The sequence below is a fragment of the Tessaracoccus lapidicaptus genome, from assembly GCF_001693815.1.
GTDB lineage: Bacteria > Actinomycetota > Actinomycetes > Propionibacteriales > Propionibacteriaceae > Arachnia > Arachnia lapidicapta.
Window position 1 is genome coordinate 138,172 of sequence record NZ_MBQD01000020.1, and the last position, 25,601, is coordinate 163,772.

A 25,601-nucleotide genomic window follows, 5' to 3' on the forward strand; every position below is an offset into this window, starting at 1 on the left:
CCAGAGAGACCGCCGCGCATGCCAAAGCCCATTCGTGGCAAGCTGGGCGGCGTGATGCGAGACGTGGCTCAGATGACCGACGACGAGTGGCTGGACGCCTTCGTCTCCCAGTGGGCGCTCCTGGCGGACCTCAGTTTCTCGGACCTCGTCCTCTGGAAGCCCGCCTCGCGGGAGGGCGACGTCTTCCACTGCACCGCGCAGGTCCGGCCCGTGACCGGGCCGACGGCGCTGGAGGAAGACATCATTGGCGAGACGATCGAGTTCGAGCCGGACCACCAGGTGACCGTGGCGTTCATGAGCCGGGAGATCGCCGAGACGTCGGACAACGCGCTCGGCGCGGGCATCCCCGTGGACGTGTGGGCCATCCCGGTGCTGCGCCACGACCACGTCATCGCCGTCATCGAGCGGCACACCAACCAGATGGGCATGCGGGCCACGGGCGCCCTGGAGGAGAACTTCCTGGAGGCCGCCGAGATCCTCACCCAGATGCTGATGCGCGGCGAGTTCCCGCTGGTGACGCCGTCGGACAAGGCCCTGGCGCCACGCGCCGCCGACGGCGTGCTGCGGGTCCAGCCCGACGGCGTCATCTCCTACGCCAGCCCCAACGCCGTGACGGGATTCCGGCGCCTCGGGGCGGTCGGCGACATCGAGGGCGAGCACTTCCGCGACCTCACGCGCCAGCTGCGCGCCAGCGTCGAGTCGATGGGCCAGACCGTGGAGGCGGACCTCGACGGCCGCCTGACGCTGGAGTTCGACGTCGAGGCGCGCGGCGCGTCCATGCGGTTCGTGCTGCTGCCGCTGTGGCTCGAGTACACGTCGGCGGGGATGCTCGTCCTGTGCCGCGACACCACTGACCTGCGCCGGCGCGACCGCATGCTCGTGACGAAGGACGCCACGATCCGCGAGATCCACCACCGCGTCAAGAACAACCTGCAGACGGTGGCGGCGTTGCTGCGGATGCAGTCTCGGCGGCTGTCGTCGCCCGAGGGCAAGGAGGCGCTGCGCGACGCCATGCGCCGCGTCTCGTCCATCGCGATGGTCCACGAGACGCTCAGCTACTCGCTGGGGGAGGCCGTGGCGTTCGACGACGTGTGCGACAAGATCCTCGACATGGTGGGCGATCTCGCCGCGTCCCACGGCACGGTCAAGGCCAGGCGCCACGGATCCTTCGGGGTGGTGCCGGCCGCGATGGCGACGTCGCTGTCGATGGTCGTGACCGAGCTGTGTCAGAACGCGATCGAGCACGGCATGGACAGTTCCTCGGGCACGGTGGAGGTGCGGCCCGAGAGGGTGGGCGATCTGCTGACGATCCGGATCGCCGACCACGGCCACGGCCTGCCCGCGGACTTCCAGCTGGGCAGGCAGAAATCGCTGGGCCTGGCGATCATCTCGACGCTGATCAAGGACCTGCACGGCAGCCTCGCCATCGAGAACCGCCCCGACGGGCCCGGCGCCGTGGCGACCATCGTCGTCCCCGTGCCGCCAGTCGTGGCGTAGGCGGGTCGTCAGCGGAGCGGGACGAAGGAGAACAGCCCCGGGGCGTGCCGCCGGGTGAGGGCGCCGTCGGTGGAGCGCTCGACGATCGTCATCTCCTGCGCGGCCGGGAGCACCATGCGGCCGCCGGGGGCGAGCTGATCCTCCAGCGCGCGAGGGACCGAGCCGCCGTCGGCCGAGACGAGGATCCGGTCGTAGGGCGCGCCGTCGGGCCAGCCCATGACATCGCGTCGGGCGAGACGGATGCGGACCCACGGCCACCGATCGCCGAGGTTGGCGCGGCCGACGGCCACCAGCGCCGGGACGATGTCGACCCCGGTCACGGACCCGGTGGGCCCCACCAGCTCCCCGAGCAGCGCGCTGGTCCATCCCGATCCGCTGCCGACGTCGAGCACGCGGTCACCCGGGTGGGGGTCCAGGAGGCGCAGCATGAGCAGCACCGTCGAGGGCTGCGAGTTGGTGGCGCCGTGGCCGATCGGCAACGGCGCGTCGATGTGAGCGTTGTGGCGCTGCTGCGCGGTGAGGAAGTCTGCTCGGGGGGCCGTGGCGAACGCCTCGGTGAACCGGTCGTCCATACCCTCCAGTGTGCCGCCAGGGAGCTCGCCGGCGGGGCTCAGGAGTTGCGCAGCCGCGACCGCGCCGCGCGCCGCTTGATGGCTCGTCGCTCGTCCTCGCTGAGGCCGCCCCAAACGCCGTGGTCCTGACCGGCCTCGAGGGCCCAGGACAGGCACTGCTCGCGGACGACGCAACGCTGGCACACCTTTTTGGCTTCCTCGATCTGCTGGAGCGCGGGGCCGGTGTTTCCGACCGGGAAGAACAACTCCGGATCCTCGGTGAGGCAGGCGGCCTTGTGGCGCCAATCCATGGTTGAGCTCCTTCTGGTCGGAGAATGTTTCGTGGCTGAAGCAAGCAAGCTCATGCAGGTTACTCGTCGAACCAACGATAGGCAATAGAGGGCGCCTGCGGGTGGGCGACCCGCAAACGCGGACCGGATTTGTGGCCCCGTCTCACGTGCGGCACGCTCGGACGCATGTCCGACGTGCTGCGCCGCCCCTTGTTGGCCGTTCCCGTGTTGCTCACCGCCGTCGCGGGGCTCGCGATCGTGGGGATCGGGGTGGGCACCGTCGCGGCGAACGCCCGTACCTTCGGGGTCGGCGTGGCCGCCGTGCTGGTGGGCTACGGCCTCATGCTGCTGCTCGTCGCCTGGGCGGTGACGAGGCGTCAGCACTGGGCGCTGGGCCTCGTCGTGGCGTCCTCGCTGTTGCACCTGCTGGTGGTCGGTAGCTTCCTCACCACCGCCGACCGAGCGCAGTTCGTCGGAAGTCTGCTGGTGTTGCCGGTCGTGCTCGCGACGGTGGTGACGGCTGTGCTGGCCGTGGGCCGCCGCGAGCTCGACCGGGTGGGCTGAGTCAGGCGAGCCGTCCCGCCCCGGGGGCGGGCGTCGCGGAGAACCATTCGGGAGCGCCGTAGCCGGCCTCGGTGAACGCGTCGGCGACGGCCCGGCCGATCCCGTCGGCCTCGCCCGCCCTGGTGAGCGCGATGATGCAGCCGCCGAAGCCGCCACCCGTCATGCGCGCGCCGAGGGCGCCGGCGGCCCGCGCAGCCTCCACCGCCAGGTCGACGGTGGGCACCGTGATCTCGTAGTCGTCGCGCATGGAGACGTGCGACGCGTCGAGCAGGGGCGCCAGCGCGGCGAGGTCGTCCGACCGCGCCACCTCGAACGCGTCGAGCACGCGTTGGTTCTCGGTGACGACGTGGCGAACGCGTCGCCGCAGCGTCTCGTCGTCGAGGCGGCCGAGCGCGTCGTCGAGGTCGGTGACGTCACGCAAAGCGGGGATCCCCAGGATCGAGGCCGCCGCCTCGCAGGAAGCGCGCCGGGCGCCGTACTCGCCGTCGACGTGGCTGTGCGGGGTCTTGGTGTCGAGCACCAGGATCTCGTAGCCCTGTTCCGCCATCGGCAGCGGCACCTGCTGCGTCTCGAGCGTCCGACAGTCCAGGAACAGCCCGGCATCCGCCTCGCACAGCGTGCTCGCGGCCTGGTCGAGGAGCCCGGTGGGGGCGCCGACGTAGTCGTTCTCCGCCACGCGGGCGAGCCTCGCCCGATCCATCTTCGCGATGTCGAGGTCGTAGAGGTCGGCCAGCGCGGCCACGGTCGCGCACTCGATGGCCGCTGAGCTGGACAGGCCGGCCCCCAGCGGCACGTCGGACGTCATGACCAGCGTGGCGCCGCCGACGTCGTGGCCGGCCTCGCGCAGCGCCCAGGCCACCCCGGCCAGGTACGACGACCAACCCTGGGTGCCCGGGGCCAGGTCGGCGAGGGGCACGCGCACCTCGTCGTCCAGTTCCAGCGACACCAGGACGAGCGTGTCATCCGTGCGCCGACCGCCGGCGATGACGGCCTTCCGCTCCAGGGCGAACGGCAGGACGAACCCGTCGTTGTAATCGGTGTGCTCACCGATGAGGTTCACCCGGCCGGGGGCGAACCAGAGCCCCTCCGGCTCCGCCTCCGTGATCTGCCGGTAGCGCGCCCGCAGCGCGTCGAGATCGAGCATCAGTCCTCCTCGTCGTCGTCGAGGCGCGCGAGCCAGGAGGCCAGCCGCTCGACCGGAGTCTCGAACTCCGGGAACAGGTCAACAAACGTGCGCATCTGCTCGGCCAGCCACTCGAAGGTGACCTCCTCGTGGCCGCGCCGGTCTGTGAGCTCCTCGAGCCCTCGGTCCGTGAAATACACGGCCGTCAGCCTAGCGCCGCGGTGAGGAGGTCCTCCTCCTGGCCCTTGTGAACCTTGAGCGAGCCCACCGACGGCGCCGACGACCACTCGCGGGCCACCAGTGTCATGGTGAGGTCGTAGTCCGGCAGGTGGCGCTTGACGTCGCCGGGCAGGTGCACGGACAGGAAGGGCCAGGCCCCCTGGTTCTCCGGCTCGTCCTGCACGAATCGCACGTCGTCGACGTGCGCGTATCGCTGCAGCGCCCGCGCGAGCTCCTCGCTGGGCAGCGGGTACAGCCGCTCGAGCGCGACGATCGCGATGCTGCCGTCGTGGCCGAGCTGCTCTCGGCGGGCGACGAGGTCCCAGCGCACCTTCCCGGAGCAGAGGATGAGGCGCTTGACCTTCGACGGGTCGTCGATGGTCGGGTCGTCCAGCACCGGGTGCCAGGCGCCGGAGGTGAAGTCCTCCGGATGGGACGTGGCCAGCTTGTTGCGCAGCATCGACTTGGGCGTCGCGATCACCACGGGGCGGTGGTAGTTGACGTAGGCGTGCTGGCGCAGCAGGTGGAAGTAGCTGGCCGGTGTCGACGGCTGGCACACGGCCAGCGCGTTCTCCGCGCACAGCTGCAGCCAGCGCTCGATGCGCGCCGAGCTGTGGTCCGGGCCCTGACCCTCGTAGCCGTGAGGGAGCAGCAGCACCACACCGGACTTCTGGGTCCACTTCGCGTTGCCGGCGGCGACGAACTCGTCGGAGATGATCTGGGCGCCGTTGACGAAGTCGCCGAACTGGGCCTCCCACATCACCAGCGCGTCCGGGCGTGCCACCGAGTACCCGTACTCGAAGCCGAGCGCGGCGTACTCGCTGAGCAGCGAGTCGAACACGTCGAACGTGCCCTGGTCCTCGGTGAGGTGCTTGAGCGGCACCCAGGCCTCGTTGGTGACCCGGTCCACGATGGCGGCGAAGCGCTGCGAGAACGTGCCGCGCCGCGAGTCCTGGCCGGCCAACCGCACGGGCCGGCGCTCCATGAGCAGCGAGCCGATGGCGATCATCTCGGCCGTCGCCCAGTCGATCGGTCCCTCGAGGATCGCGTGCGCGCGGCGCTCGAGCTGCGGCATGACCTTCGGGTGCACCGTGAACCCGTCGGGGAACTGCGTGTGCACCTCCGCGATCGTCCTGAGCATCTCCGGGGTGATCTCGGTGAGCCGGGCGTCGGGCTTCGTCGGGTAGTAGGGCACCTTGCGGTAGTCGTCGTCGGCCTCGGTGGTCTCGCGCACCTCGCGGAACACGTTCTCGAGGCGGGCGCGGAACCGGTTCATGACGTCCTCGGCGTCGGCCATGGAGATGTCGCCGCGGCCGATGAGGGACTCGGTGTAGAGGCGCCGCGTCGAGCGCTTCTGCTCGATGAGGTCGTACATGTTCGGCTGCGTGAAGCTCGGGTCGTCGCCCTCGTTGTGGCCGCGGCGGCGGTAGCAGATGAGGTCGATGACGACGTCCTTGTGGTAGCGCTGCCGGTAGTCGAACGCGACGCGGGCGGCCCGGATGCAGGCGTCCGGGTCGTCGCCGTTGACGTGCAGGACGGGTGCGGAGATCGACTTGGCGACGTCCGTGCAGTACGTCGAGCTGCGCGACTCCGTCGGCGCCGTCGTGAACCCCACCTGGTTGTTGACGACCACGTGGATGGTGCCACCGGTCTTGTATCCGCGCAGCTGACTCATCTGCAGGGTCTCGAACACCACGCCCTGGCCCGAGAACGACGCGTCGCCGTGCAGCGTCAGCGGCAGGACCGGGTAGTCGTCGGCCGCCAGCGTGTCCTGCTTGGCGCGGGCGATGCCCTGGAGCACCGGGTTGACCGCCTCGAGGTGCGACGGGTTCGCCGCGACCGACGCCTTGATGGTGGCGCCGTTGGCCGCGACGAAGGTGCCCTCCGCGCCGAGGTGGTACTTGACGTCGCCGGTGCCGGTGCGGTCGACCTGGCCGTCGAACTCCTTGAAGATCTGGGCGTACTTCTTCCCGACGACGTTGGCGAGCACGTTGAGGCGGCCGCGGTGCGGCATGCCGATGCACACCTCGTCGAGGGAGTCGTTCGCGGCCCGCTGGGCGATCTCGTCCAGCAGCACGATCAGCGACTCGCCGCCCTCCAGCGAGAAGCGCTTCTGACCCACGAACTTCGTCTGCAGGAACGTCTCGAAGACCTCGGCCTCGTTGAGCTTGTCCAGCGCGTGCATGTGTTCCTCGTGCGTCAGCGGCGTGTGCGGCCGCTCCATCCGCTGCTGGAACCACTCGCGCTGACGCGGGTCGGCGATGTGCATGTACTCGACGCCGATGGTGCGGGTGTAGGAGTCCTGCAGGATGCCGATGATGTCGCGCAGCGGCAGGTAGACGCGCTCCTTGCCGCCGAAGGTCCCGACCGCGAACTCGCGGTCCAGGTCCCAGATCGACAGGCCGTGCGCCTCGAGGCGCAGGTCCTCGTGCGCCCGCTGCCGGTACTCGAGCGGATCGGTGTCCGCGACGAGGTGGCCGAACGTGCGGTACGCGTTGACCAGCTCCAGCACGCGGGCCGTCTTGCTCACCTGCGAGTCACGGTGCGCCGAGATGTCCGGTGACCAGCGCAGGGGCTCGTAGGGGATGCGCAGAGCCTCGAAGATCTCGTCGTAGAACCGGTCCTCGCCGAGGAGCAGGCCATGGAGTTTCTTGAGGAACTCGCCGGAGGTGGCGCCCTGGATGACGCGGTGGTCGTACGTGCTGGTGAGGGTCGTGACCTTGGACACGCCCAGCTCGGTGAGCTTCGACGGGCTCATGCCCTGGAACTCGGCCGGATAGTCGATGTTGCCGACGCCGAGGATGACGCCCTGCCCGTTCATGAGGCGAGGCACGGAGTGGTTGGTGCCGATGCCGCCGGGGTTGGTGAGCGACGCCGTCGTGCCCGCGAAGTCGCTGACCTGCAGGTCGCCGTCGCGGGTCTTCTTGACCACCTGCTCGTAGGCGGACCAGAACTGGAAGAAGTTGAGGTTCTCGCAGCCCTTGATGTTGGGCACCAGCAGCTGTCGGGTGTCGCCCTTGCGGATGTCGATGGCGATGCCGAGGTTGATGGAGGGGTTCTCGATGAGGGTGGGCTTGCCGTCGACGACGTCGTAGGCGTTGTTCATATCCGGCATGGCCGCCAGCGCCTTGACCATCGCGTAGCCGATCAGGTGCGTGAAGGAGACCTTCCCGCCCTTGGAGGTGCGCAGGAAGTTGTTGATGACCGTGCGCTGGTCGATGACGAGCTTCATGGGGACGGAGCGGACGGAGGTGGCCGTCGGGACCGTCAGCGACGACTCCATGTTCTTGGCCGTGCGCATCGGGGCGCCGCGCAGGACCGTGTACTTCGGCTGCGCGGCGGTGGGCTCGGGCCGCAGCGCGGGGTTGGGGGCGTTGGCCGACAGCGTCGACCCGGAGCCGGGGTTGGCCGGGCGCTCGCCGCCCTTGGGCCGCCGCTCCACCATGGACTTCTGCGCGGGCCGGGCCGGTGCGGCCTCGCCGTCGGCGGCGGGCTGGTCCTTGGGCTCCCCATCGCCCTTCGCCGCCTCGACGGGCTTGGCGCTCTGCTGCGGCGGTGCGGGGGTCACGGCGGGCTGTGCCTCGGACGGCTGCTCGGCCGCCTGAGGGGCGGGTGGCGCGGCGGTGGGCTGCGCGGGAGCCCCCTCAGTCTCGAACAGCTTGCGCCATTCCGGATCGACGGAGCTGGGATCGGCCTGGTAGGCCTCCCGCATCTCGTCGATCAGCCATGCATTCGCCCCGAAAGAGTCCAGTGAGTCAGGTGCTGACATGTGTGAGTGGCGGAGGCCACGATCCCCTCTGTGAGTCCCGTCGGCCGCAGACGACTGCGGCTGCTGCTACTGGGCAGCTTACCCACACTCACGAGGGCTGTGGCGACGACGCACGCCCCCGGACGGGGGTGTTGCCGGCTCCCCGTCCGGTGGCCCGGAGGGTGAGCACGAAGCTGTGCCCGGTGAGGGCCACGAGCAGCAGATTGCGCAGGACGAGGACCGACGTCTCGGGCCCGGAGCCCAGCGGGATGGCCATGATGCCGTAGGCGCCCCACGGATAGGTCAGCTGCGTCAGTAGCGCCACGAGCAGCATGCCGGCGGCCTGCACATGCACGTGTCGCCGCAGCCCGCCGTCCAGCGGCGCGACGAGCAGCGCGGCCACCGGCCCTCCCGGCCACAGCACGTACTGCGGCGAGAGCGTCTTGTTGCTGATGAGGGTGGCCAGCACGATCGTGAGGACGGCCAGCAGGATGGCCACCTCCCGGTCCTGCCCGCGGAGGCCGCGCGCCCGGGCCAGGCGCAGCGTCAGATAGCCGGTGGCGGCGACGGAGAGCACCGTGAGCACCGAACTGGTCAGCAGCATGGTGTCGGCGTGGGGGCCCCTCAGCTCCAGCGCGTTGTACGGGGACAAGAACACGTCCCACGACGGGTTGGCGGTGAACGTGCGCAACACCATGAGCGGTGTCGCGGGGACCGATTCGATCTGCAGGCCCCGGTCGGACTGCCAGGTGATGGGGGAGGCGGAGCGGTCCCAGCCGCTGCTCACCAGCGACGCGGCGGCGAGGCCGAACCCCACCACCACGAACCCGATCAGCCGCAGGCGAGCGGACCGGGAGCGCCAAGGGTGGGGCGTCAGCATCGGCGCGATGAGGAGCGCCGGCCACAGCTTGATCGCCGCTCCGAGCCCGACGAGTGCTCCGGAGACGGCGGGCGCCCGGATGAGCAGCAGACACGCCCAGGCGACCAGCGCCGCCGGGATCAGGTCGAAGCGGAACCAGACGATGGCGCCCTGCAGGCCGGTGAACAGGATCCAGAACAGCGCGCCGGCGGCGTTGTCGCGGCGGTGGAAGGAGATCGCGACCAGAGCGTCGAGGAGTACGAACACCGTGGCGTAGACCGACGTCCACGTCTGCCAGCCGCCGCCGAGGCGGTAGATCGCCTGCAGGATCCACACGGCGGGGACGGGGTACTCGACCATGACGCCGGTCTCGCCCTCGTCGAGGCGGAAGAGGTGGTAGCCGTAATAGGAGACGTCGTTGGCGATGAACGCCACCGACTCCAGTTCCAGGAACCGGTACGACACGTAGCGGGTGAGGATGAACACCGCGATGAGGAGTCCGGCGACGGCCGTCCGGGGGAGATGGACTCGTGGTGCGGCATGTCTCACGGACTCACGTCTCCTACCAGCGAGGCCTGGGGCCATCGGGCGCTGAGCGCCCCCGCGAGGATTCGAACCTCGGCTCCCGCCTCCGGAGGGCGGTGCTCTATCCCCTGAGCTACGGGGGCTGGCCCGGAAAGGTTAGCACCTCGTGAGCGGTTCTGTCGTTTCCGGCTACGGTGGTCGGCGTGAGGCCACTGCTGACGTCCGTGCTGGCGATGATCCTGATCGCACTGCCTGTCGGCTGCGTGTCGCGCCCCGACCCCGGCCCGGCGGTCCTGCGCGACTCGGCTCCGCCGTGGGACGCCCCGCGCGACGGCGTGGCCTACATCGAGGCCGCGGGGTTGCCCGAGCAGCCGCTCGACACCGATTCCGATCCCTGGATCCTCGACCTCACGGTGACCGTCGACGGCCGCGAGGTGGAGGTACCGGCGTACATCGGCGTGGACCGGCTGCGCGCGGTCCAGGCGCCGGTCCACACGCACGCGCCGGGCGGCGAGATCTGGCTCGAGGGCGAAGGCAATCGCGACGTGACGCTGGGCGAGTTCTTCACGCTCTGGGGGGTCCGGCTCGACTCCGACTGCGTGGGCGGGGCCTGCGGCGACCTCGTCGTGACCGCCGACGGCGAGCCGGTCGCCGATCCGCCGTCGCTCGTGCTCCGCGGACTGGATCGCGTCGTCGTCTCGGGCTGAGCCGGCCGATGGCGGCCGGGGGCGGGCCTCTGGCAGGCTTGGGCGCCATGACGCACATGCACATCGCCGGGTCGATCCACGCGGACGCCGCGCACGGAGGGCCGCAGTGGCTCGAGGTACCGCGCGACCTCAACGCGCTCGACCCCAAGCTCTGGCCGCGGGGCACGGTCCGCGACGACCAGGGCCGCATCGTCGTCGCCGGCGCGCCGCTGACCGACGTGGCACGCGAACACGGGACGCCCGTCTACGTCATCGACGAGGAGGACTTCCGCTCGCGGGCCCGCGAGTTCCGCACCGCGTTCCCGACCTGGGACATCTACTACGCCGGCAAGGCGCTGCTCACCCGGCGGGTCGCCCGCTGGGCCGCGGAGGAGGGCCTGGGGCTCGACGTCACGACGATGGGGGAGATGCGCATCGCGCTCGCCGGCGGCATGCCCGCCGCCCGGCTGGGGCTCCACGGCAACAACAAGTCCGACGAGGAGATCCGCTTCGCGCTCGAGCAGGGCGTCGGGCGCATCATCGTCGACTCCTTCGACGAGATCGCACGCCTCGAGCGGGCCTGCGTCGACGGCGGCCACCGCGCCCGCGTCATGGTCCGGGTCACCACCGGAGTCGAGGCGCACACCCACGAGTACATCGCGACCGCCCACGAGGACCAGAAGTTCGGGATGTCGATCACGGGCGGGCAGGCCCTGACCGCCCTGGTGCGTTGCCACAGCTCGCAGTACCTGGATCTGGCCGGCATCCACAGCCACATCGGATCGCAGATCTTCGACACGCACGGCTTCGAGGTGGCCATCCGCCGCACCATGCGGCTGGCGTCGCAGTTCCGGACCGCCACGGGGGTCGAGCTGCCCGAACTGGACCTCGGGGGCGGCTTCGGCATCGCCTACACCTCCGCCGACACCCCGGAGCCGACCGGCGACATCGCGGCCGCCTTCGAGGAGATGATCGACCACGAGTGCCGGGCGTTCGGGCTCCAGCGCCCGCACCTGTCCATCGAACCGGGCCGGGCGATCTGCGGACCTGCCGGCGTCGCCGTCTACGAGGTCGGCACCGTCAAGGTGGTGGACCTCGAGGGCGGGCGCTCGCGCGTGTACATCAGCGTCGACGGCGGCATGAGCGACAACATCCGCCCGGCGCTGTACGCGGCCGAGTACTCCGCCGCGCTGGCCAACCGCACCTCCGACGCCGAGCCGGTCCTCAGCCGCGTCGTCGGCAAGCACTGCGAGGGGGGCGACATCCTGATCCGCGACGTCTTCCTCCCGGCCGACGTGACCATCGGCGACCTCATCGCCGTGCCCGGCTCCGGCGCCTACGCCCGCAGCATGGCCAGCAACTACAATCAGATTCCGAAGCCCCCGGTCGTCTCGGCGAAGGACGGTGCCACGAGCGTGATGCTGCGCCGCGAGACGCTCGACGACCTCATGAGATTGGACGTGGGAGAGTGAGCAAGCCGCTCAAGGTCGCGCTGCTCGGCGCTGGCGTCGTCGGGTCCCAGGTGGCCCGCATCATCCTCAACGAGGGCCCCACGCTCGAGGCGCGCATCGGTCGCCGGCTCGAGCTGGTCGGCATCGGCGTGCGGCGGCTGGAGGCCGAGCGCCCCGGCATCGACCCCGCGCTGCTGACCACGGACCTCGAGTCGCTGGTGGCCCGCAAGGACCTCGACATCGTCATCGAGCTCATCGGCGGCATCGAGCCCGCCCGCACCCTGCTGCTCACGGCCATCGCCAACGGCGCCTCCGTCGTGTCGGCGAACAAGGCGCTGCTGGCCGACGACCTCGGGGAGCTGTCGCGGGCGGCGGAGGCCAAGGGCGTCGATCTCTACTACGAGGCGGCCGTCGCGGGCGCCATCCCGATCGTCCGGCCGCTGCGCGAGTCCCTCGTCGGCGACGACATCACCGCGGTCATGGGCATCGTCAACGGCACCACCAACTACATCCTCGACAAGATGGTCAGCGACGGCAGCAGCTTCGACGCGGCCCTGGCCGAGGCGCAGCAGCTCGGCTACGCCGAGGCGGACCCGACGGCGGACGTCGAGGGCCACGACGCCGCCGCCAAGGCCGCGATCCTGGCGGGACTCGCCTTCCACACGGAGGTGCGCCGCGACGAGGTCTTCTGCGAGGGCATCACGGGTGTCACCGAGGACGACATCGCTGCCGCCGAGCAGATGGGCTGCACCATCAAGCTGCTGGCGATCGCGAAACTGACCGACGACGACCGCGTCATCGTCAAGGTGCACCCGGCCATGGTGGCCAACAAGCACCCCCTGGCCACGGTCTCGGGCGCGTACAACGCCATCTTCGTCAACTCTCGCGAGGCCGGCGAGCTGATGTTCCTCGGTCAGGGCGCCGGTGGCGCTCCGACGGCCAGCGCCGTCATGGGCGACGTCGTCACCGTGGCCCGCAACCGCCACCGCGGCACCGCCAGCCACCGCGGCTCCAGCTCCAGCAGCCGTGCGGTCGCCCCCATCGGCGAGTCCGAGGCGCAGTTCTACGTGAGCTTCGACGTCGTCGACCGCCCCGGCATCCTGGCCCGCTGCGCCGGCATCTTCGGCGATCACGGCGTGTCGCTGCGGGTGGTGCAGCAGAGCTACCTGGCCGACCGGGAGGGGGCCGACGCCAGCGGTTTCGCCGCCCGGCTCGGCGTCATGACGCACCTCACGCGGGAGAGCGACCTCGCGGTCGTCGTCGAGGAACTCCGCCGGTCCGACTTCGTCGGATCCGACGTGCGCGTCCTGCGCGTCGAGGGCTTCTGAGTCGATGGGCCGGCTCGTCGTCCGGGTCCCCGCGACCACCGCGAACCTGGGCTCGGGGTTCGACTGCGTCGGCATGGCGTTCGACTGGTTCGACGAGCTGACGCTCGAGACGCACGACACGCCGGGCCTGGAGGTCATGGTCACCGGCGAAGGCGCGGCGGACGTGCCGCGCGACGAACGGCACCTGGTCGTGGCGACGTTCCTCGAGGGCCTGGCCGCCTTCGGGGGCGAGCGCCCCCCGGGTCTGCGGTTCACGGCGCACAACACCATCCCGCACTCGCGCGGCCTGGGCTCGTCGGCGGCCGCCATCGTCGCGGGCCTCGCGCTGGCCTGGGGCGTCGCCCGCCCCGGCCAGCCGCTGGACCGGGCGGCGCTCACGCGCCTCGCCACCGCTGCCGAGGGACATCCGGACAACGCGGGGGCGGCCGTGTGGGGCGGCGCCATCCTCGCCTGGGCCCGCGACGGCAAGGTGTCGCTGGTGCAGCTGCCGCTGCCCGAGGGCTTCGGGGCCGTGGCGTATGTGCCCGGCTTCGAGTGCCGCACCGACGACGCCCGCCGCGTCCTGCCCGACACCGTGGGGCGGGCTGACGCCGTCGCGCAGGCCATCGCGGCTGCCGCCCTGCCGCTCGCCCTCACGCTCCGCCCCGACCTGCTGCTGGACGCGACGGCGGACCGGCTGCACCAGCAGTACCGGGCGGACCTCATGCGGCCCGCCTACGACCTCATGCTGCGGCTGAGGGCGGCCGGTGTGCCGGCGGCCATCTCCGGCGCGGGCCCCACCGTGATCGCCGTCGGGCTCCCGGACCAGCTGGATCCGGCCGGCTCCGTGCCCGGCGCCGGGTTCGCGGTGCACCGGCTGCGTCCCGCCGGGGGCGTCGAACTGCACGTCGGCTGACGGCCCCGCCCCGGGCCGCGCGCGGCGATTCGGGCGCGTCTTTGGTCGCAGGCCCTCCGACTTGCTAGGCTGGAGCGCGGTTTACCACGAGGCGCCGCCGGGGCGATCATCCACCCGGCCACTTCCGCGCCCAGTACTCCACCACTTTGACGCCGTCGGCCGCATTGAGAGGCTGCCCGCACGGCTCCATGAAGGGAACTTTCCTTGAGCGAATCCGTTGACCTGTCCGGAATGAAGCTGGTCGAACTCAAGTCCGTCGCAGCCAGACTGGGCATCAAGGGCGCATCCGCCATGCGCAAGGGTGACCTGGTCTCCGCCATCCAGTCCGCCGGGGGCGGCGCCCCCGCCGCCCGAGCGCCCCGCCCCGAGCGGGAGCAGGCGGCCCCCCAGGAGACGCTCGTCGACGCCGGGGCCGAGCCCCAGCGCCCTCCGCGCAGCCGTCGCGCCGCGTCGCGTCCGGCTGGGGAACCGGCCTCCCCCGCGGGGGAGGCCGCGCCCGCGGCCCAGGAGCAGCGCTCCGAGGAGCCGCGCCGCCAGGAAGAGCCGCGCCAGGACCGTGGCGACGGCGAGCCGAGCGGCCGCAACCGCCGCCGCCGTAACCGCGACCGCGCCCCCCAGGGCGAGACCACCATCCCGCAGCAGGACGTCATCGACGAGGTGGGCGAACTCCTCGAAGCGGCCAAGGGCGGCGGCCGCGCACCCGCTGCCGCGGCCTCAGCGCCGCCGGCCCCCGCGTCGGTCACCATCGAGCCCGTGGGCTACGACGACGATCAGGGCGGCTCGCGCCGCAGCCGTCGACGCCGTAACCGCGAGCGGCAGACCAACCGGCGCCCCACCCGGGGAAGCCAGGGGGGCATGGAGCGCATGGAGGCCGAGCCCACCGTCGGCGAGGGCGACGTGCTCGTCCAGATCTCCGGCATCGTCGACATCCAGGACAACTATGCGTTCGTCCGCACCTCCGGGTACCTGCCCGGCCCCAACGATGCCTACCTGTCGATGTCGACGGTGCGGCGCTACGGTCTGCGCCGCGGCGACGTCATCACCGGCGCGATCCGCGCGCAGCGTGAGGGCGAGCGCAAGGAGAAGTTCAACCCGCTGGTGCGCCTCGACACGGTCAACGGCGACGATCCGGAGAAGGCCAAGGGCCGCCCCGAGTTCGCCAAGCTCACCCCGCTCTATCCGCAGGAGCGGCTGCGCCTCGAGACCGTGCAGAACAACATCACCGGCCGGATCATCGACCTGGTCTCGCCCATCGGCAAGGGCCAGCGCGGCCTGATCGTGTCGCCGCCCAAGGCGGGCAAGACCATGATCATGCAGGCCATCGCGAACGCGATCGCCGCGAACAACCCCGAGGTCCACCTCATGGTGGTGCTCGTGGACGAGCGTCCCGAGGAGGTCACCGACTTCCAGCGCACAGTCTCCGGCGAGGTCATCGCCTCGACGTTCGACCGCCCGGCCGAGGACCACACCATGGTCTCCGAGCTCGCGATCGAGCGCGCCAAGCGCCTGGTCGAGCTCGGCCACGACGTCGTCGTGCTGCTCGACGGCATCACGCGCCTCGGCCGCGCCTATAACCTGGCGGCGCCGGCCTCGGGCCGCATCCTGTCCGGTGGTGTCGACTCGGCGGCGCTGTACCCGCCGAAGAAGTTCTTCGGTGCCGCCCGCAACATCGAAGACGGTGGCTCGCTCACCATCCTGGCCACCGCGCTCATCGAGACGGGCTCCAAGATGGACGAGGTCATCTTCGAGGAGTTCAAGGGCACGGGCAACATGGAGCTGCGCCTGCGCCGCGAGCTGGCCGACAAGCGCATCTTCCCCGCGATCGACGTCGACGCCTCGGGCACCCGGCGCGAGGACCTGCTGCTGGGTCGCGACGAGCTCAACATCATCTGGAAGCTGCGCCGGGCCCTGTCCGGACTCGACGACCAGCAGGCGCTCGAGACCCTGAAGTCGCGGATGGCCAAGACGCAGAGCAACCACGAGTTCCTGCTCAGCGTCCTGAAGACCACCCCCGCGGCCGAGGGCTGAGCGCGCGGAGTTTGATTTCCGGGGCCGGCGCGGCAGAATAGGTAGCTGCGCCGGTTCACGCGTACCTCCAGGCCCGTCTCAGGGCCGGCGACCCGGCCACCTTCACCCGAGGAGATCCATCATGAAGCAGGGCATCCACCCTGATTACGTCGAGACCCAGGTCCACTGCACCTGCGGCAACACGTTCACCACGAAGAGCACCAGCACGAAGGGCACCCTGAGCGCCGACGTCTGCTCCGAGTGCCACCCGTTCTACACCGGCAAGCAGAAGATCCTCGACACCGGTGGCCGCGTGGCCCGCTTCGAGCGCCGCTACGCCAAGAAGTCCAGCTAGCGTCATCCTCGGGCGCCGGGACGGGTTCGCACCCGCCCGGCGCCCGATGCATTTTCCCGCCACGCCACCGAAGGATCCCCGTGTTCGACAACGCCCAGCCCCTCGTCGACGAGTACCGCGACCTGGAGCGCCAGCTGGCCGACCCCGAGCTGCACGCCGACGTGGCCCGGTCGCGCAAGGTGGGGCGCCGGTACGCCGCGCTGCGGCCGGTGGTGGAGGGCCTGGACCAGTTCCGCAGGGTGAGCGAGGACCGGGCGGCGGCCGCCGAACTGGCCGCCGACGACCCGTCGTTCGCCGACGAGCTGGCCGAACTCGACCTGCAGCTGGAGGCCGCCACGGCGCGCCTGACCCGGCTGCTCGCGCCGCGCGACCCGAACGACGACGCCGACGCGCTGGTGGAGATCAAGTCGGGGGAGGGCGGCGACGAGTCGGCCCTGTTCGCCGGCGACCTGCTGAAGATGTACACCCGCTACGCCGAACAGGTGGGCTGGAAGATCGAGGTACTCGACTCCCAGGAGACGGACCTGGGCGGCTACAAGTCGGTGACGGTCGCGATCAAGGCCGCCTCCGGTCACGAGCACGGGCCGTACGGCCGCCTGAAGTTCGAAGGCGGCGTCCATCGGGTGCAGCGCGTCCCCGTCACCGAGTCCCAGGGCCGCATCCACACGTCGGCCGCCGGCGTGCTGGTGATGCCCGATGTCGAGGCGGACGAGGTCGAGATCAACGACGACGACCTCCGCATCGACGTCTACCGCTCCTCGGGCCCCGGCGGCCAGGGCGTCAACACCACCGACTCGGCGGTCCGGATCACCCACCTGCCCACCGGCACCGTGGTGTCGTGCCAGAACGAGCGTTCCCAGCTGCAGAATCGCGAGTCCGCCATGCGCATGCTGCGCGCCCGCCTGATCGCTCTCGCGGAGGCCGAGGCGGCCTCGGCGGCGTCGCAGGCGCGCAAGTCCCAGGTGCGCACCGTCGACCGCTCCGAGCGCATCCGCACCTACAACTTCCCGGAGAACCGGATCACGGACCATCGCATCGGCTACAAGGCGCATAACCTGGACCAAGTGCTCGACGGCGCGCTGACGCCGCTGCTCGACGCCCTGGCCGAGCAGGATCTCGCCGAGCGCCTCGCAGGGGTCGGCGGGTGACGGAGGCCGCGTTCGAGGTCGCCGCCGTGCTCGCCCGATCCGGCTCCCCGAGCCCCGGCCCCGAGGCGCGGCAGCTCGTCGCGCACGTCCTGGGCGTCGACGTCGCGTCGCTGATCCGCATCGACGGCGTCACTCGCGCGCAGCGCGCGGCCATCGACGCTCTGGTGGAACGTCGCGCCGCGGGCGAGCCGCTGCAGCATCTGACTGGCGAGGCGCACTTCCGCTACGAGACCGTCGCCGTCGGGCCGGGCGTGTTCATCCCGCGCCCCGAGACCGAGGTCATGGTCGGGTGGGCGCTCGACCAGCTGGCCGCCCGCCCCGCCGACCGGCGCCGCGTCGTCGAGCTGTGCGCCGGCTCCGGCGCGATCACGGCGTCCCTGGCGCACGAGCTCGGCGGACTGGAGCTGCACGCCGTCGAACTGTCCGACGCCGCGCTGCCCTACCTGCGGCACAACCTCGCCGGCACGGGCGCCGACGTCGTCCACGGCGACATGGCCGACGCGCTGCCCCAGCTGGACGGCCAAGTGGATCTCGTCATCGTCAACCCGCCCTACATCCCGGAGACGCACCGGGCGCTGCTGCCCAGCGACGTCGTGGACCACGACCCCGGGCTCGCGCTGTTCTCAGGACCCGACGGCCTCGACGCCATCCGCACCGTCGTCCGCGTGGCCGGGCGCCTGCTGCGCGCCGGGGGCCTGCTGGCCACCGAGCACGACGACAGCCATGCGGCCGACGTCGTGGAGCTTGTCGCCGGGGCCGGCTTCGAGGACGTGAGCTCGCAGTACGACCTCACGGGTCGCCCCCGGTTCGTGACGGGCGTCCGCGGCGCCGATGGTGGCAGGATTGCCCCGTGACCAACACCTTCGACCTCAGAACCGACGACGCCGCCGCCCTCGAGGCCGCCGCCGAGGCCGTCCGGGCCGGACAGTGCATCGTGCTGCCGACCGACACGGTCTACGGCATCGGCGCCAACGCGTTCAGCGCCGACGCGGTCCAAGGCCTCCTGGACGCCAAGGAGCGCGGCCGTGACATGCCGCCGCCCGTCCTCATCGCCGAGCCCTCGATGCTCAGGGCGATCGCCGACGACGTACCGCCCGCGGCGGCCGCCGTCGCGAAGGCGTTCTGGCCCGGCGGTCTCACGCTCATCGTCACGGCACAGGCGCGCTCGGGCATGTCGCTGGGCGAGACGGGCGGCACCGTCGCCGTGCGCGTCCCGGACCACGACGGCGCCCGCGCCCTGCTCCGACGCACCGGGCCGCTCGCGGTCAGCTCCGCCAACGTGTCGGGGCGCCCGGCCGCGCTCGACTGCGCGGAGGCCCGCGAGCAGCTGGGGGACCGGGTCGCGGTGTACCTCGACGGCGGTCCCGTGACCGGGGGAGTGGCCTCCACGATCGTCGACTTCGCCGCCACCCCCGAGGGCCGCGTCCTGCGGCGCGGGGCCGTCTCGCTCGAGGCCCTGCGCGAGGTGGCGCCGGGCGTCGAGGACCTGAGCTAGCCGCCCGATGCGCGAGTACCTGCTGGTCCTGCTGGTCGCGGTCGGCACGACCCACCTGCTGGCGGGCCTGTGCCGCAACATCGCGGTCCGCACCGGCGCGCTCGCCAGTGTGCGCAGCCGCGATGTGCACACCCAGCCCATCCCGTACTTCGGTGGCGTCGCCATGTTCGGCGGCCTGGCGATGGCCTTCCTCCTGGCGGTCCAGCTGCCCTTCCTGGGCCGGTATACGGCCGTCGAGCACGACGCGTCTGCGGTTCTGTGGGCGGGGCTCGTGATCACCGTCATCGGGGTGCTCGACGACAAGTACGACATGCCCGCGATGGTCAAGCTCGGCGGGCAGGTGCTCGCCGCGGGCGTCGCGGTCCTGCAGGGGGTGCGGATCTACTGGATCCCCCTGCCGAACCGGATCGTCGCGCTCGACGACGCCACCAGCATCCTGGTCACCGTCTTCTTCATCGCTCTGTGCGTCAACGCCGTCAACTTCGTCGACGGGCTCGACGGGCTCGCGGGCGGCATCGTGGCCATCGGATCGGGCGCCTTCTTCAGTTACACCTACGTCCTGGCCTACGAGCAGGAGCTGATCCGGGCCACGACGGCGAGCCTCATCACCGTCGCCACCTGCGGGATCGCCATCGGATTCCTGCTCCACAACGTGCACCCCGCCAAGATGTTCATGGGCGACTCCGGGGCCATGCTCCTGGGCCTGCTCATGGCCATGAGCACGATCTCGTTCACGGGCCAGCTCGACCCCGGCGCCCTCGCCCAGGGGGAGAACCTGCTCCCTGCCCTGCTGCCGATCCTGCTCCCGCTGGCCGCGCTGTCGCTGCCCTTCCTCGACCTCGTCCTCGCCTGGGTGCGGCGGACGTGGAACGGCCAGCACGTCTTCCACCCCGACAAGCAGCACCTGCACCACCGGCTGCTGGCGCGCGGGCACTCCCACTGGGGTGCGGTTCTCCTCATGTACGGGTGGACCGCCGTGGTCACGGTCGGGCTGGTGGTCGTCACGCTGTTACCGGGGACGCCGACGCTCTGGGCGCTGGGCCTCGCCCTGGTCGTCGTGGTCGTGCTGACCCTGCGTCCCGTCCGGTCCGCGCCGCCGGAACTGCCTGCGGACACCGACGTCGTCGATCCAGCCCGCCGTGGCTGAGCGGGGGATGGGGCCCGCGAGCCGTCGCGCCCGCGAGATGATGGTCGGCGGGCTCGTCGGCGGGCACCTGGCCGGGCTGCTCGTGATCGGCGGCGCGCTCGGCTTCGGGGGCCGGGGTGCGGCCGTGACCGCGGCCCTCGGTTTCGCCGCGGTCGTCATCTTCTACTCGGTGGGCCAGGCCATCGAGGTGATCGCCGCGGAACTGCCCGACCTGCAGGGCATGGGCCTGGTCCTGGTGAGCTACGCGGTCCGGGTCGTCGGCATCGCCGCTGGGCTGTGGTTCATCCTCGACCTGCCCGCGATCAGGCCCGTCCTGCGCGAGGGCTGGCTCCTCCTCAGCGTGGTCGCGACGGTGCTCGCCTGGGTCACCGGCGTGGTCGTCGTGGCGTCCCGCCAGCGCTATCCGGTGTACGACTCGGAGTACCACCCCCCTGTCGCGGACTGAGTGCCGTGGAATATGATTCGCCGCCCCGTTTCCGCTAGGCTCACTCACGAGATGGGCAACGCACCGACGGGTAATGCGCCAGAAGGACCTAGGCGCGCCGACGACGGCATGCTCGTCCTCAGTTATCTGCTCAGCGGGCTCATCTTCTACGGTGGTCTCGGCTGGGTCGGGGACTACTTCTTGCAGACCTCGTGGTTGTTGCCACTCGGCCTGATCCTGGGTCTGGTGAGCAGCATCTACATCATCATCAAGCGATACGGGAGCGGTACGTGACACTGGGGCTACTTCCGATGGAGACCACCGGCGGAGGCGAATACCATCCGCCGGGCACCGAGGACTTCCTGTGGTACTCGGTCTGGCCGGGCGTCTTTCCGGACTGGGTCAACAAGCCGCTCATCCAGGCCATCATCGGCGCCCTGATCGTCATGGGCCTGTGGTGGTGGGCGTCGCGGAACCTGAAGGTCCAGCCGACCAAGGGCCAGTTCCTCGCCGAGTACGTCTACGAGTTCGTGCGCAACGGCATCGCGCGCGACATCCTGCACCACGACTTCAAGAAGTTCCTGCCGTACCTGCTCGGCCTCTTCTCGTTCCTGCTGGTCAACAACTGGTTCGGCGAGATGTTCTTCTTCATGTACCCGACCTTCTCCAACGTCGGCTACGCCTACGGCCTGGCCATCCTGTCGTGGCTGATCTACGTCGGGGCGGGCTTCAAGAAGTGGGGTGTGGGGGGATTCCTCAAGAAGTCGCTGGTGCCCGAGGGCGTCCCCGGCTACCTCCTCCCGCTGGTCGTGCCGCTGGAGTTCCTGGCCACCTTCATCACGCGCCCCATCACGCTGGCCTTGCGTCTCTTCGCCAACCTCTTCGCCGGCCACCTCGTGGTGCTGGTGTTCGTCGTCGGCGGTGGGTACCTGGTGTCGCAGGCCGACAACCTCTTCTACAACGTGTCCGGCGTGGTCTCGATCGCGTTCAGCATCATCATCCTGTGCCTGGAGCTGTTCATCGGCGCCCTGCAGGCCTACATCTTCACCGTCCTCACCGCCCAGTACGTGTCGTCCTCGATCGCCGAGGCGCACTGAGTCCACCGACTCCTCGTCAGTAACCGCTGACGGGCAGCCATCCGAAAGGAAAGCAATGTCCCTCCTGGAAATCTCCGGCTCGCTGAACATGATCGGCTACGCGATCGCCACGATCGCCCCCGCCCTCGGCGTCGCCTGGATCTTCGCGTCGGTCATCAACGGCACGGCGCGGCAGCCTGAGGCCCGCGGCGCCATGATGGGCACCGCCTTCATCGGCTTCGCCGTGGTCGAGGCGCTCGCCATCATCGCCATCGCCCTCGCGTTCGTCCTCTGAGCCCCGCCATGTTCCCCTTCACCGGGGCGCTTCTCGAGATCGACCTGGGGCCGCTGATGCCCCACTATCTCTCGGAGATCATCGCCGGCATCCTGCTGATGCTCGTGATCTTCCTCCTCATGTGGAAGGTCGTCGTTCCGGCCTTCGAGAAGATGTACGAGGAGCGCACGAACAAGATCGAGGGCGGCATGCGTCGGGCGGCCGCGGCGGAAGCCAAGGCGGCGGCAGCGCTGGCCGAGTACAACGACCAGCTCAGCGCAGCCCGCGAAGAGGCCGCGCGCATCCGCGAGGACGCCAAGAACCAGTCGGCCGCCCTCGTGGCGGAGGCTCGGGAAAAGGCGGCCAAGGAGTCGCAGCGGATTCTCGACGCCGGGCGCCAGCAGCTCGAGGCCGAGCGGTCCCAGCTTGTGCACGACCTGCGCGGTGAGGTAGGCGGCATCGCCACCACGCTCGCCGGCAAGATTGTGGGCGAGTCCCTGACCGACGACGAGCGCGCCATGCGCACCGTCGACCGGTTCCTGGCTGAGCTCGAGTCGGCGGGTCAGGCCCGATGATGGCCGTCGGCGCCGCACCCGCTGGACTCGACGCGACCGTGGACGGCATCCCCACCGATGCCACCACGGCCGCAGAGCTGTTCGCCGTCGTCGACCTCCTCGACGGCCAGCCGATGCTGCGTCGCTCGCTGTCGGACCCGTCGGCCTCCGTGGAGGACCGGTCGGGGCTCGCCACGCGCCTGCTGGGGGGTCGCGTGTCGGCCGCCACGCTGGCGGTGCTGACCGAGGCCGTCAAGGCGTCCTGGAACAGTGGCGCGGACATGGTTGCGGGCTTGGAGCGGCAGGCCGTCCGGTTGTCGCTGCTCGACGCCCAGCGCACCGGCGACATCGACCGCGTGTCGGACGAACTGCACACGCTCGGCCTGACCATCGACTCCAACCCGGAGCTCGCGGGCACCCTGCGCAACCAGACGTACCCCGTCGACGCCAAGCAGGAGCTGATCGACCGGCTCATCGCCGACAAGGTGCATCCCGTGACCCGCGCGCTCGCCGCGCGGACCGTGCGGACCCGGCGGCGCAACTACGCCCGCACCGTCGGCGAGATCCTCGAGATGGCGGCCGACCTGGCCGGCGAGAAGATCGCCAAGGTCACCGTCGCCCGGCCCCTCGACGAGGCGCGCCTCGCTCGGCTCAGGCGGGCACTGGAAGCCCAGGCCGGCGGCCCCGTGGCGCTGCAGGTCGAGGTCGATCCCTCCGTGCTCGGCGGCATCAACGTCGCGCTCGGAGACGACGTATTCGAAGCAACCGTTGCCGCGCGGCTCGACCAGGTCCGCCGTCAACTCATCACCTCGTAGACGAAAGTAGAAACGCAATGGCTGAACTGACCATCAGTCCGGACGAGATCCGCAGTGCGCTGGACGACTTCGTCCAGTCTTACCAGCCCCAGGCCGCATCCCGGACCGAGGTCGGCTCCGTCGTGACCTCGGGCGACGGCATCGCCCGTGTGGAGGGCCTGCCCTCCGCGATGGCGAACGAGCTGTTGCGCTTCGAGAACGGCACCCTGGGCATCGCCCTCAACCTCGACGAGCGCGAGATCGGCGTCGTCGTCCTCGGTGACTCCGAGGGCATCGACGAGGGCTCCGTCGTGCACGGCACCGGAGACGTGCTGTCGGTGCCCGTCGGCGACGGCTACCTCGGCCGCGTCGTGGACGCCATGGGCAACCCGATCGACGGCCTCGGCGAGATCACCGACCTCGACGGCCGTCGCGCCCTCGAGCTGCAGGCCGCCGGCGTCATGGACCGCCAGGAGGTCCGCGAGCCGCTGCAGACCGGGCTCAAGGCCATCGACGCGATGATCCCGATCGGCCGCGGCCAGCGCCAGCTGATCATCGGCGACCGCAAGACCGGCAAGACCGCCATCGCGATCGACACGATCATCAACCAGAAGGCCAACTGGGAGTCGGGCGACCCCAAGAAGCAGGTGCGCTGCATCTACGTGGCCATCGGCCAGAAGGGCTCGACGATCGCCGAGGTGCGCAGCACGCTCGAAGCGGCCGGTGCGCTCGACTACACCACGATCGTGCACTCGCCCGCCTCGGACCCGGCAGGCTTCAAGTACATCGCCCCCTACTCGGGTTCGGCCATCGGCCAGCACTGGATGTACCAGGGCAAGCACGTCCTCATCGTGTTCGACGACCTGACCAAGCAGGCCGAGGCCTACCGCGCCATGTCGCTGCTGCTGCGCCGGCCCCCGGGCCGCGAGGCGTACCCCGGTGACGTGTTCTACCTCCACTCCCGCCTGCTGGAGCGCTGCGCCAAGCTCTCCGACGAGCTGGGCGGCGGATCGATGACCGGCCTGCCGATCATCGAGACGAAGGCCAACGACGTGTCGGCCTACATCCCGACCAACGTGATCTCGATCACCGACGGCCAGATCTTCCTGCAGTCGGACCTGTTCAACGCGAACCAGCGCCCGGCCGTGGACGTCGGCGTGTCGGTGTCGCGTGTCGGTGGCGCCGCGCAGATCAAGGCCATGAAGTCGGTCGCCGGCTCGCTGAAGATCAACCTCGCGCAGTACCGCGACATGCAGGCCTTCGCGATGTTCGCCTCGGACCTCGACGCCGCGACGCGGCGCCAGCTGGACCGCGGCGCCCGGCTCACCGAGCTGCTGCGCCAGGGCCAGTACGCGCCGTACCCGGTCGAGGACCAGGTCGTCAGCGTGTGGGCCGGCATCGAGGGCCACTTCGACGACGTCCCCGTCGACGACGTGCTGCGCTTCGAGCAGGAGTTCCTCGATCACCTGCGCCACAACGCGACCGTGCTGCAGTCGATCGCCGAGACCAATGTCTTCGGCGACGAGGCGAAGGAGTCCACCGCCAAGGCGCTGGCCGACTTCAAGCGGGTCTTCCGCACCTCCGAGGGCAAGCTTCTGGTCGGTCACGAGGAGCACAAGCCTCTCGCGGACGAGCAGATCGGCCAGGAGACGATCGTCCGCCAGAAGCGGGGCTGAGTCCATGGGTAGCAGTCTGCGGGAGCTCCGCGAGCGTCGACGGTCGGTGAGCACGACCAAGAAGATCACGCGCGCCATGGAGCTCATCGCCGCGTCGCGCATCATCAAGGCGCAGAACGCGGCGCGGGCGGCCCTGCCGTACACGCGGGAACTCGTCCGGGCCGTGTCGGCGCTGGCGAGCGTCCACGACATCGAGCACCCGCTGCTCGTCGACGTGGAGCAGCCCAAGCGGTCGGCGATCCTGCTCGTGACCTCGGACCGCGGCCTCGCCGGCGCCTATTCGGCCAACGTCATCAAGGCGGCCGAGCAGCTGCACGCGAAGCTGACGGCCGAGGGCCAGGAAGTCGTGATGTACATCACGGGCCAGAAGGGCGTCGCGTACTACGACTTCCGCCGCCGTCCCGTCCAGCAGAGCTGGACCGGCTTCTCGGATCGCCCGACGTACGACAACGCCCGCGAGATCTCGAAGGTGCTGCTCGACCAGTTCCTCCGGCCGACGGAGGACGGCGGGGTGGACCAGCTCCACGTCGTGTACACGAGGTTCGTCTCCATGCTGACCCAGACGGCGGCGGCCGTGCGCCTCCTGCCGCTCGTGGTGGAGGACGCGCCTGCCGGCCCGGACCGGGGCAGCGAGGAGCTGAACCCGTTCTACGACTTCGAGCCGGACGCCGAGACGGTGCTGGATGCGTTGCTGCCGCTGTTCGTGGCCAACCGCATCCACAGCGCGCTGCTGCAGTCGGCCGCGTCGGAGCTTGCCAGCAGGCAGCGGGCGATGAAGTCCGCGACCGACAACGCGCAGTCGCTCATCGAGCAACTGACGCGCGAGGCGAACCAGGCCCGCCAGGCCGAGATCACCCAAGAAATCACTGAAATCGTCGGCGGCGCCTCGGCGCTGTCCGAATGAGCCTTCGAACG

The 25,601-nt window shown here is 70.5% G+C and carries 25 protein-coding genes, 1 tRNA gene and 1 pseudogene; 20 read left to right on the forward strand and 7 right to left on the reverse strand.

All coding sequences use genetic code 11. The features are described from left to right. Nucleotides 1-42: 42 nt before the first annotated feature. Complete coding sequence (locus BCR15_RS05945; RefSeq protein WP_408647390.1) at nucleotides 43-1,497, forward strand: sensor histidine kinase; 1,455 nt, start codon at nucleotides 43-45, stop codon at nucleotides 1,495-1,497. Nucleotides 1,498-1,505: 8 nt separating this feature from the next. Here BCR15_RS05945 and BCR15_RS05950 read toward each other — a convergent pair whose 3' ends face one another. Beyond that, entirely contained in the window at nucleotides 1,506-2,069 is a 564-nt protein-coding gene (locus BCR15_RS05950) for a protein-L-isoaspartate O-methyltransferase family protein (protein ID WP_068751271.1), read from the reverse strand. Between the two features lie 38 nt (nucleotides 2,070-2,107). Further along, nucleotides 2,108-2,359 (reverse strand): WhiB family transcriptional regulator, encoded by a 252-nt coding sequence (locus tag BCR15_RS05955; RefSeq protein WP_068751272.1) that lies wholly within the window; start codon nucleotides 2,357-2,359, stop codon nucleotides 2,108-2,110. 165 nt (nucleotides 2,360-2,524) lie between these two features. On the opposite strand from BCR15_RS05955, the gene BCR15_RS05960 reads away from it, so the two are divergent. Then, a complete protein-coding gene (locus tag BCR15_RS05960; RefSeq protein ID WP_068751273.1) occupies nucleotides 2,525-2,902 on the forward strand; it encodes a hypothetical protein in 378 nt (125 codons plus the stop codon). A gap of 1 nt (nucleotide 2,903) precedes the next feature. Here BCR15_RS05960 and galK read toward each other — a convergent pair whose 3' ends face one another. The 5 genes from galK to BCR15_RS05985 form a co-directional block, all read right to left on the reverse strand. Further along, nucleotides 2,904-4,046 (reverse strand): galactokinase, encoded by a 1,143-nt coding sequence (galK, locus tag BCR15_RS05965; RefSeq protein ID WP_068751274.1) that lies wholly within the window; start codon nucleotides 4,044-4,046, stop codon nucleotides 2,904-2,906. Next, nucleotides 4,046-4,225, reverse strand: coding sequence for a DUF6104 family protein (locus tag BCR15_RS05970; RefSeq protein ID WP_068751275.1), 180 nt, complete (start codon nucleotides 4,223-4,225; stop codon nucleotides 4,046-4,048). Before BCR15_RS05970 ends, galK begins: the two co-directional genes overlap by 1 nt. 5 nt (nucleotides 4,226-4,230) lie before the next feature. Further along, nucleotides 4,231-8,013, reverse strand: coding sequence for a multifunctional oxoglutarate decarboxylase/oxoglutarate dehydrogenase thiamine pyrophosphate-binding subunit/dihydrolipoyllysine-residue succinyltransferase subunit (locus BCR15_RS05975; RefSeq protein WP_068751276.1), 3,783 nt, complete (start codon nucleotides 8,011-8,013; stop codon nucleotides 4,231-4,233). A gap of 88 nt (nucleotides 8,014-8,101) precedes the next feature. Beyond that, complete coding sequence (locus tag BCR15_RS05980) at nucleotides 8,102-9,400, reverse strand: glycosyltransferase 87 family protein (RefSeq protein WP_068751277.1); 1,299 nt, start codon at nucleotides 9,398-9,400, stop codon at nucleotides 8,102-8,104. Between the two features lie 47 nt (nucleotides 9,401-9,447). Further along, a tRNA-Arg gene (locus BCR15_RS05985) sits at nucleotides 9,448-9,519 on the reverse strand. 60 nt (nucleotides 9,520-9,579) lie between these two features. Here BCR15_RS05985 and BCR15_RS05990 point away from each other — a divergent pair. The 18 genes and pseudogenes from BCR15_RS05990 (at nucleotide 9,580) to BCR15_RS06075 (ending at nucleotide 25,590) form a co-directional block, all read left to right on the forward strand. Next, a complete protein-coding gene (locus BCR15_RS05990; protein ID WP_068751278.1) occupies nucleotides 9,580-10,083 on the forward strand; it encodes a hypothetical protein in 504 nt (167 codons plus the stop codon). 47 nt (nucleotides 10,084-10,130) lie between these two features. Beyond that, entirely contained in the window at nucleotides 10,131-11,534 is a 1,404-nt protein-coding gene (gene lysA, locus BCR15_RS05995; RefSeq protein WP_068751279.1) for a diaminopimelate decarboxylase, read from the forward strand. Beyond that, a complete protein-coding gene (locus BCR15_RS06000) occupies nucleotides 11,531-12,841 on the forward strand; it encodes a homoserine dehydrogenase (protein ID WP_068751280.1) in 1,311 nt (436 codons plus the stop codon). The genes lysA and BCR15_RS06000 overlap by 4 nt, the downstream gene beginning before the upstream one ends. A 4-nt stretch (nucleotides 12,842-12,845) precedes the next feature. Beyond that, nucleotides 12,846-13,736, forward strand: coding sequence for a homoserine kinase (thrB, locus tag BCR15_RS06005; protein ID WP_068751281.1), 891 nt, complete (start codon nucleotides 12,846-12,848; stop codon nucleotides 13,734-13,736). A gap of 204 nt (nucleotides 13,737-13,940) precedes the next feature. Next, nucleotides 13,941-15,764: a transcription termination factor Rho gene (gene rho, locus BCR15_RS06010; RefSeq protein WP_256094463.1), complete on the forward strand. Its 1,824-nt coding sequence runs from the start codon at nucleotides 13,941-13,943 to the stop codon at nucleotides 15,762-15,764. Nucleotides 15,765-15,885: 121 nt separating this feature from the next. Further along, nucleotides 15,886-16,098 carry a 50S ribosomal protein L31 gene (gene rpmE / locus BCR15_RS06015; protein WP_068751283.1) on the forward strand — a complete coding sequence of 71 codons (213 nt, stop codon included), beginning with the start codon at nucleotides 15,886-15,888 and terminating at the stop codon, nucleotides 16,096-16,098. A gap of 80 nt (nucleotides 16,099-16,178) precedes the next feature. After that, nucleotides 16,179-17,246, forward strand: coding sequence for a peptide chain release factor 1 (gene prfA / locus BCR15_RS06020; RefSeq protein WP_068751284.1), 1,068 nt, complete (start codon nucleotides 16,179-16,181; stop codon nucleotides 17,244-17,246). Then, nucleotides 17,243-18,100, forward strand: a complete 858-nt coding sequence (gene prmC, locus BCR15_RS06025) for a peptide chain release factor N(5)-glutamine methyltransferase (protein WP_068751285.1) — start codon at nucleotides 17,243-17,245, stop codon at nucleotides 18,098-18,100. Before prfA ends, prmC begins: the two co-directional genes overlap by 4 nt. 35 nt (nucleotides 18,101-18,135) lie before the next feature. Beyond that, nucleotides 18,136-18,726, forward strand: a pseudogene (locus BCR15_RS06030) (L-threonylcarbamoyladenylate synthase); the annotation flags it as partial. Between the two features lie 22 nt (nucleotides 18,727-18,748). Then, nucleotides 18,749-19,888 carry an MraY family glycosyltransferase gene (locus BCR15_RS06035; RefSeq protein WP_068751287.1) on the forward strand — a complete coding sequence of 380 codons (1,140 nt, stop codon included), beginning with the start codon at nucleotides 18,749-18,751 and terminating at the stop codon, nucleotides 19,886-19,888. Then, nucleotides 19,881-20,333 (forward strand): hypothetical protein, encoded by a 453-nt coding sequence (locus tag BCR15_RS06040; protein WP_141680050.1) that lies wholly within the window; start codon nucleotides 19,881-19,883, stop codon nucleotides 20,331-20,333. Before BCR15_RS06035 ends, BCR15_RS06040 begins: the two co-directional genes overlap by 8 nt. Before the next feature lie 108 nt (nucleotides 20,334-20,441). Next, nucleotides 20,442-20,606: a hypothetical protein gene (locus BCR15_RS14915; protein ID WP_176715193.1), complete on the forward strand. Its 165-nt coding sequence runs from the start codon at nucleotides 20,442-20,444 to the stop codon at nucleotides 20,604-20,606. A gap of 17 nt (nucleotides 20,607-20,623) precedes the next feature. Next, nucleotides 20,624-21,409, forward strand: a complete 786-nt coding sequence (atpB, locus tag BCR15_RS06050; protein ID WP_068751290.1) for a F0F1 ATP synthase subunit A — start codon at nucleotides 20,624-20,626, stop codon at nucleotides 21,407-21,409. Between the two features lie 55 nt (nucleotides 21,410-21,464). Then, on the forward strand, nucleotides 21,465-21,683 hold the full coding sequence (locus BCR15_RS06055; protein ID WP_068751291.1) for an ATP synthase F0 subunit C: 219 nt from the start codon (nucleotides 21,465-21,467) through the stop codon (nucleotides 21,681-21,683). A gap of 8 nt (nucleotides 21,684-21,691) precedes the next feature. Further along, complete coding sequence (locus tag BCR15_RS06060; protein WP_068751292.1) at nucleotides 21,692-22,237, forward strand: F0F1 ATP synthase subunit B; 546 nt, start codon at nucleotides 21,692-21,694, stop codon at nucleotides 22,235-22,237. Beyond that, nucleotides 22,234-23,031 carry a F0F1 ATP synthase subunit delta gene (locus BCR15_RS06065; RefSeq protein ID WP_068751293.1) on the forward strand — a complete coding sequence of 266 codons (798 nt, stop codon included), beginning with the start codon at nucleotides 22,234-22,236 and terminating at the stop codon, nucleotides 23,029-23,031. Before BCR15_RS06060 ends, BCR15_RS06065 begins: the two co-directional genes overlap by 4 nt. 17 nt (nucleotides 23,032-23,048) lie before the next feature. Then, nucleotides 23,049-24,686 (forward strand): F0F1 ATP synthase subunit alpha, encoded by a 1,638-nt coding sequence (gene atpA / locus BCR15_RS06070; RefSeq protein ID WP_068751294.1) that lies wholly within the window; start codon nucleotides 23,049-23,051, stop codon nucleotides 24,684-24,686. Between the two features lie 4 nt (nucleotides 24,687-24,690). Continuing rightward, nucleotides 24,691-25,590 (forward strand): F0F1 ATP synthase subunit gamma, encoded by a 900-nt coding sequence (locus tag BCR15_RS06075; RefSeq protein ID WP_068751295.1) that lies wholly within the window; start codon nucleotides 24,691-24,693, stop codon nucleotides 25,588-25,590. Nucleotides 25,591-25,601: the final 11 nt, after the last annotated feature.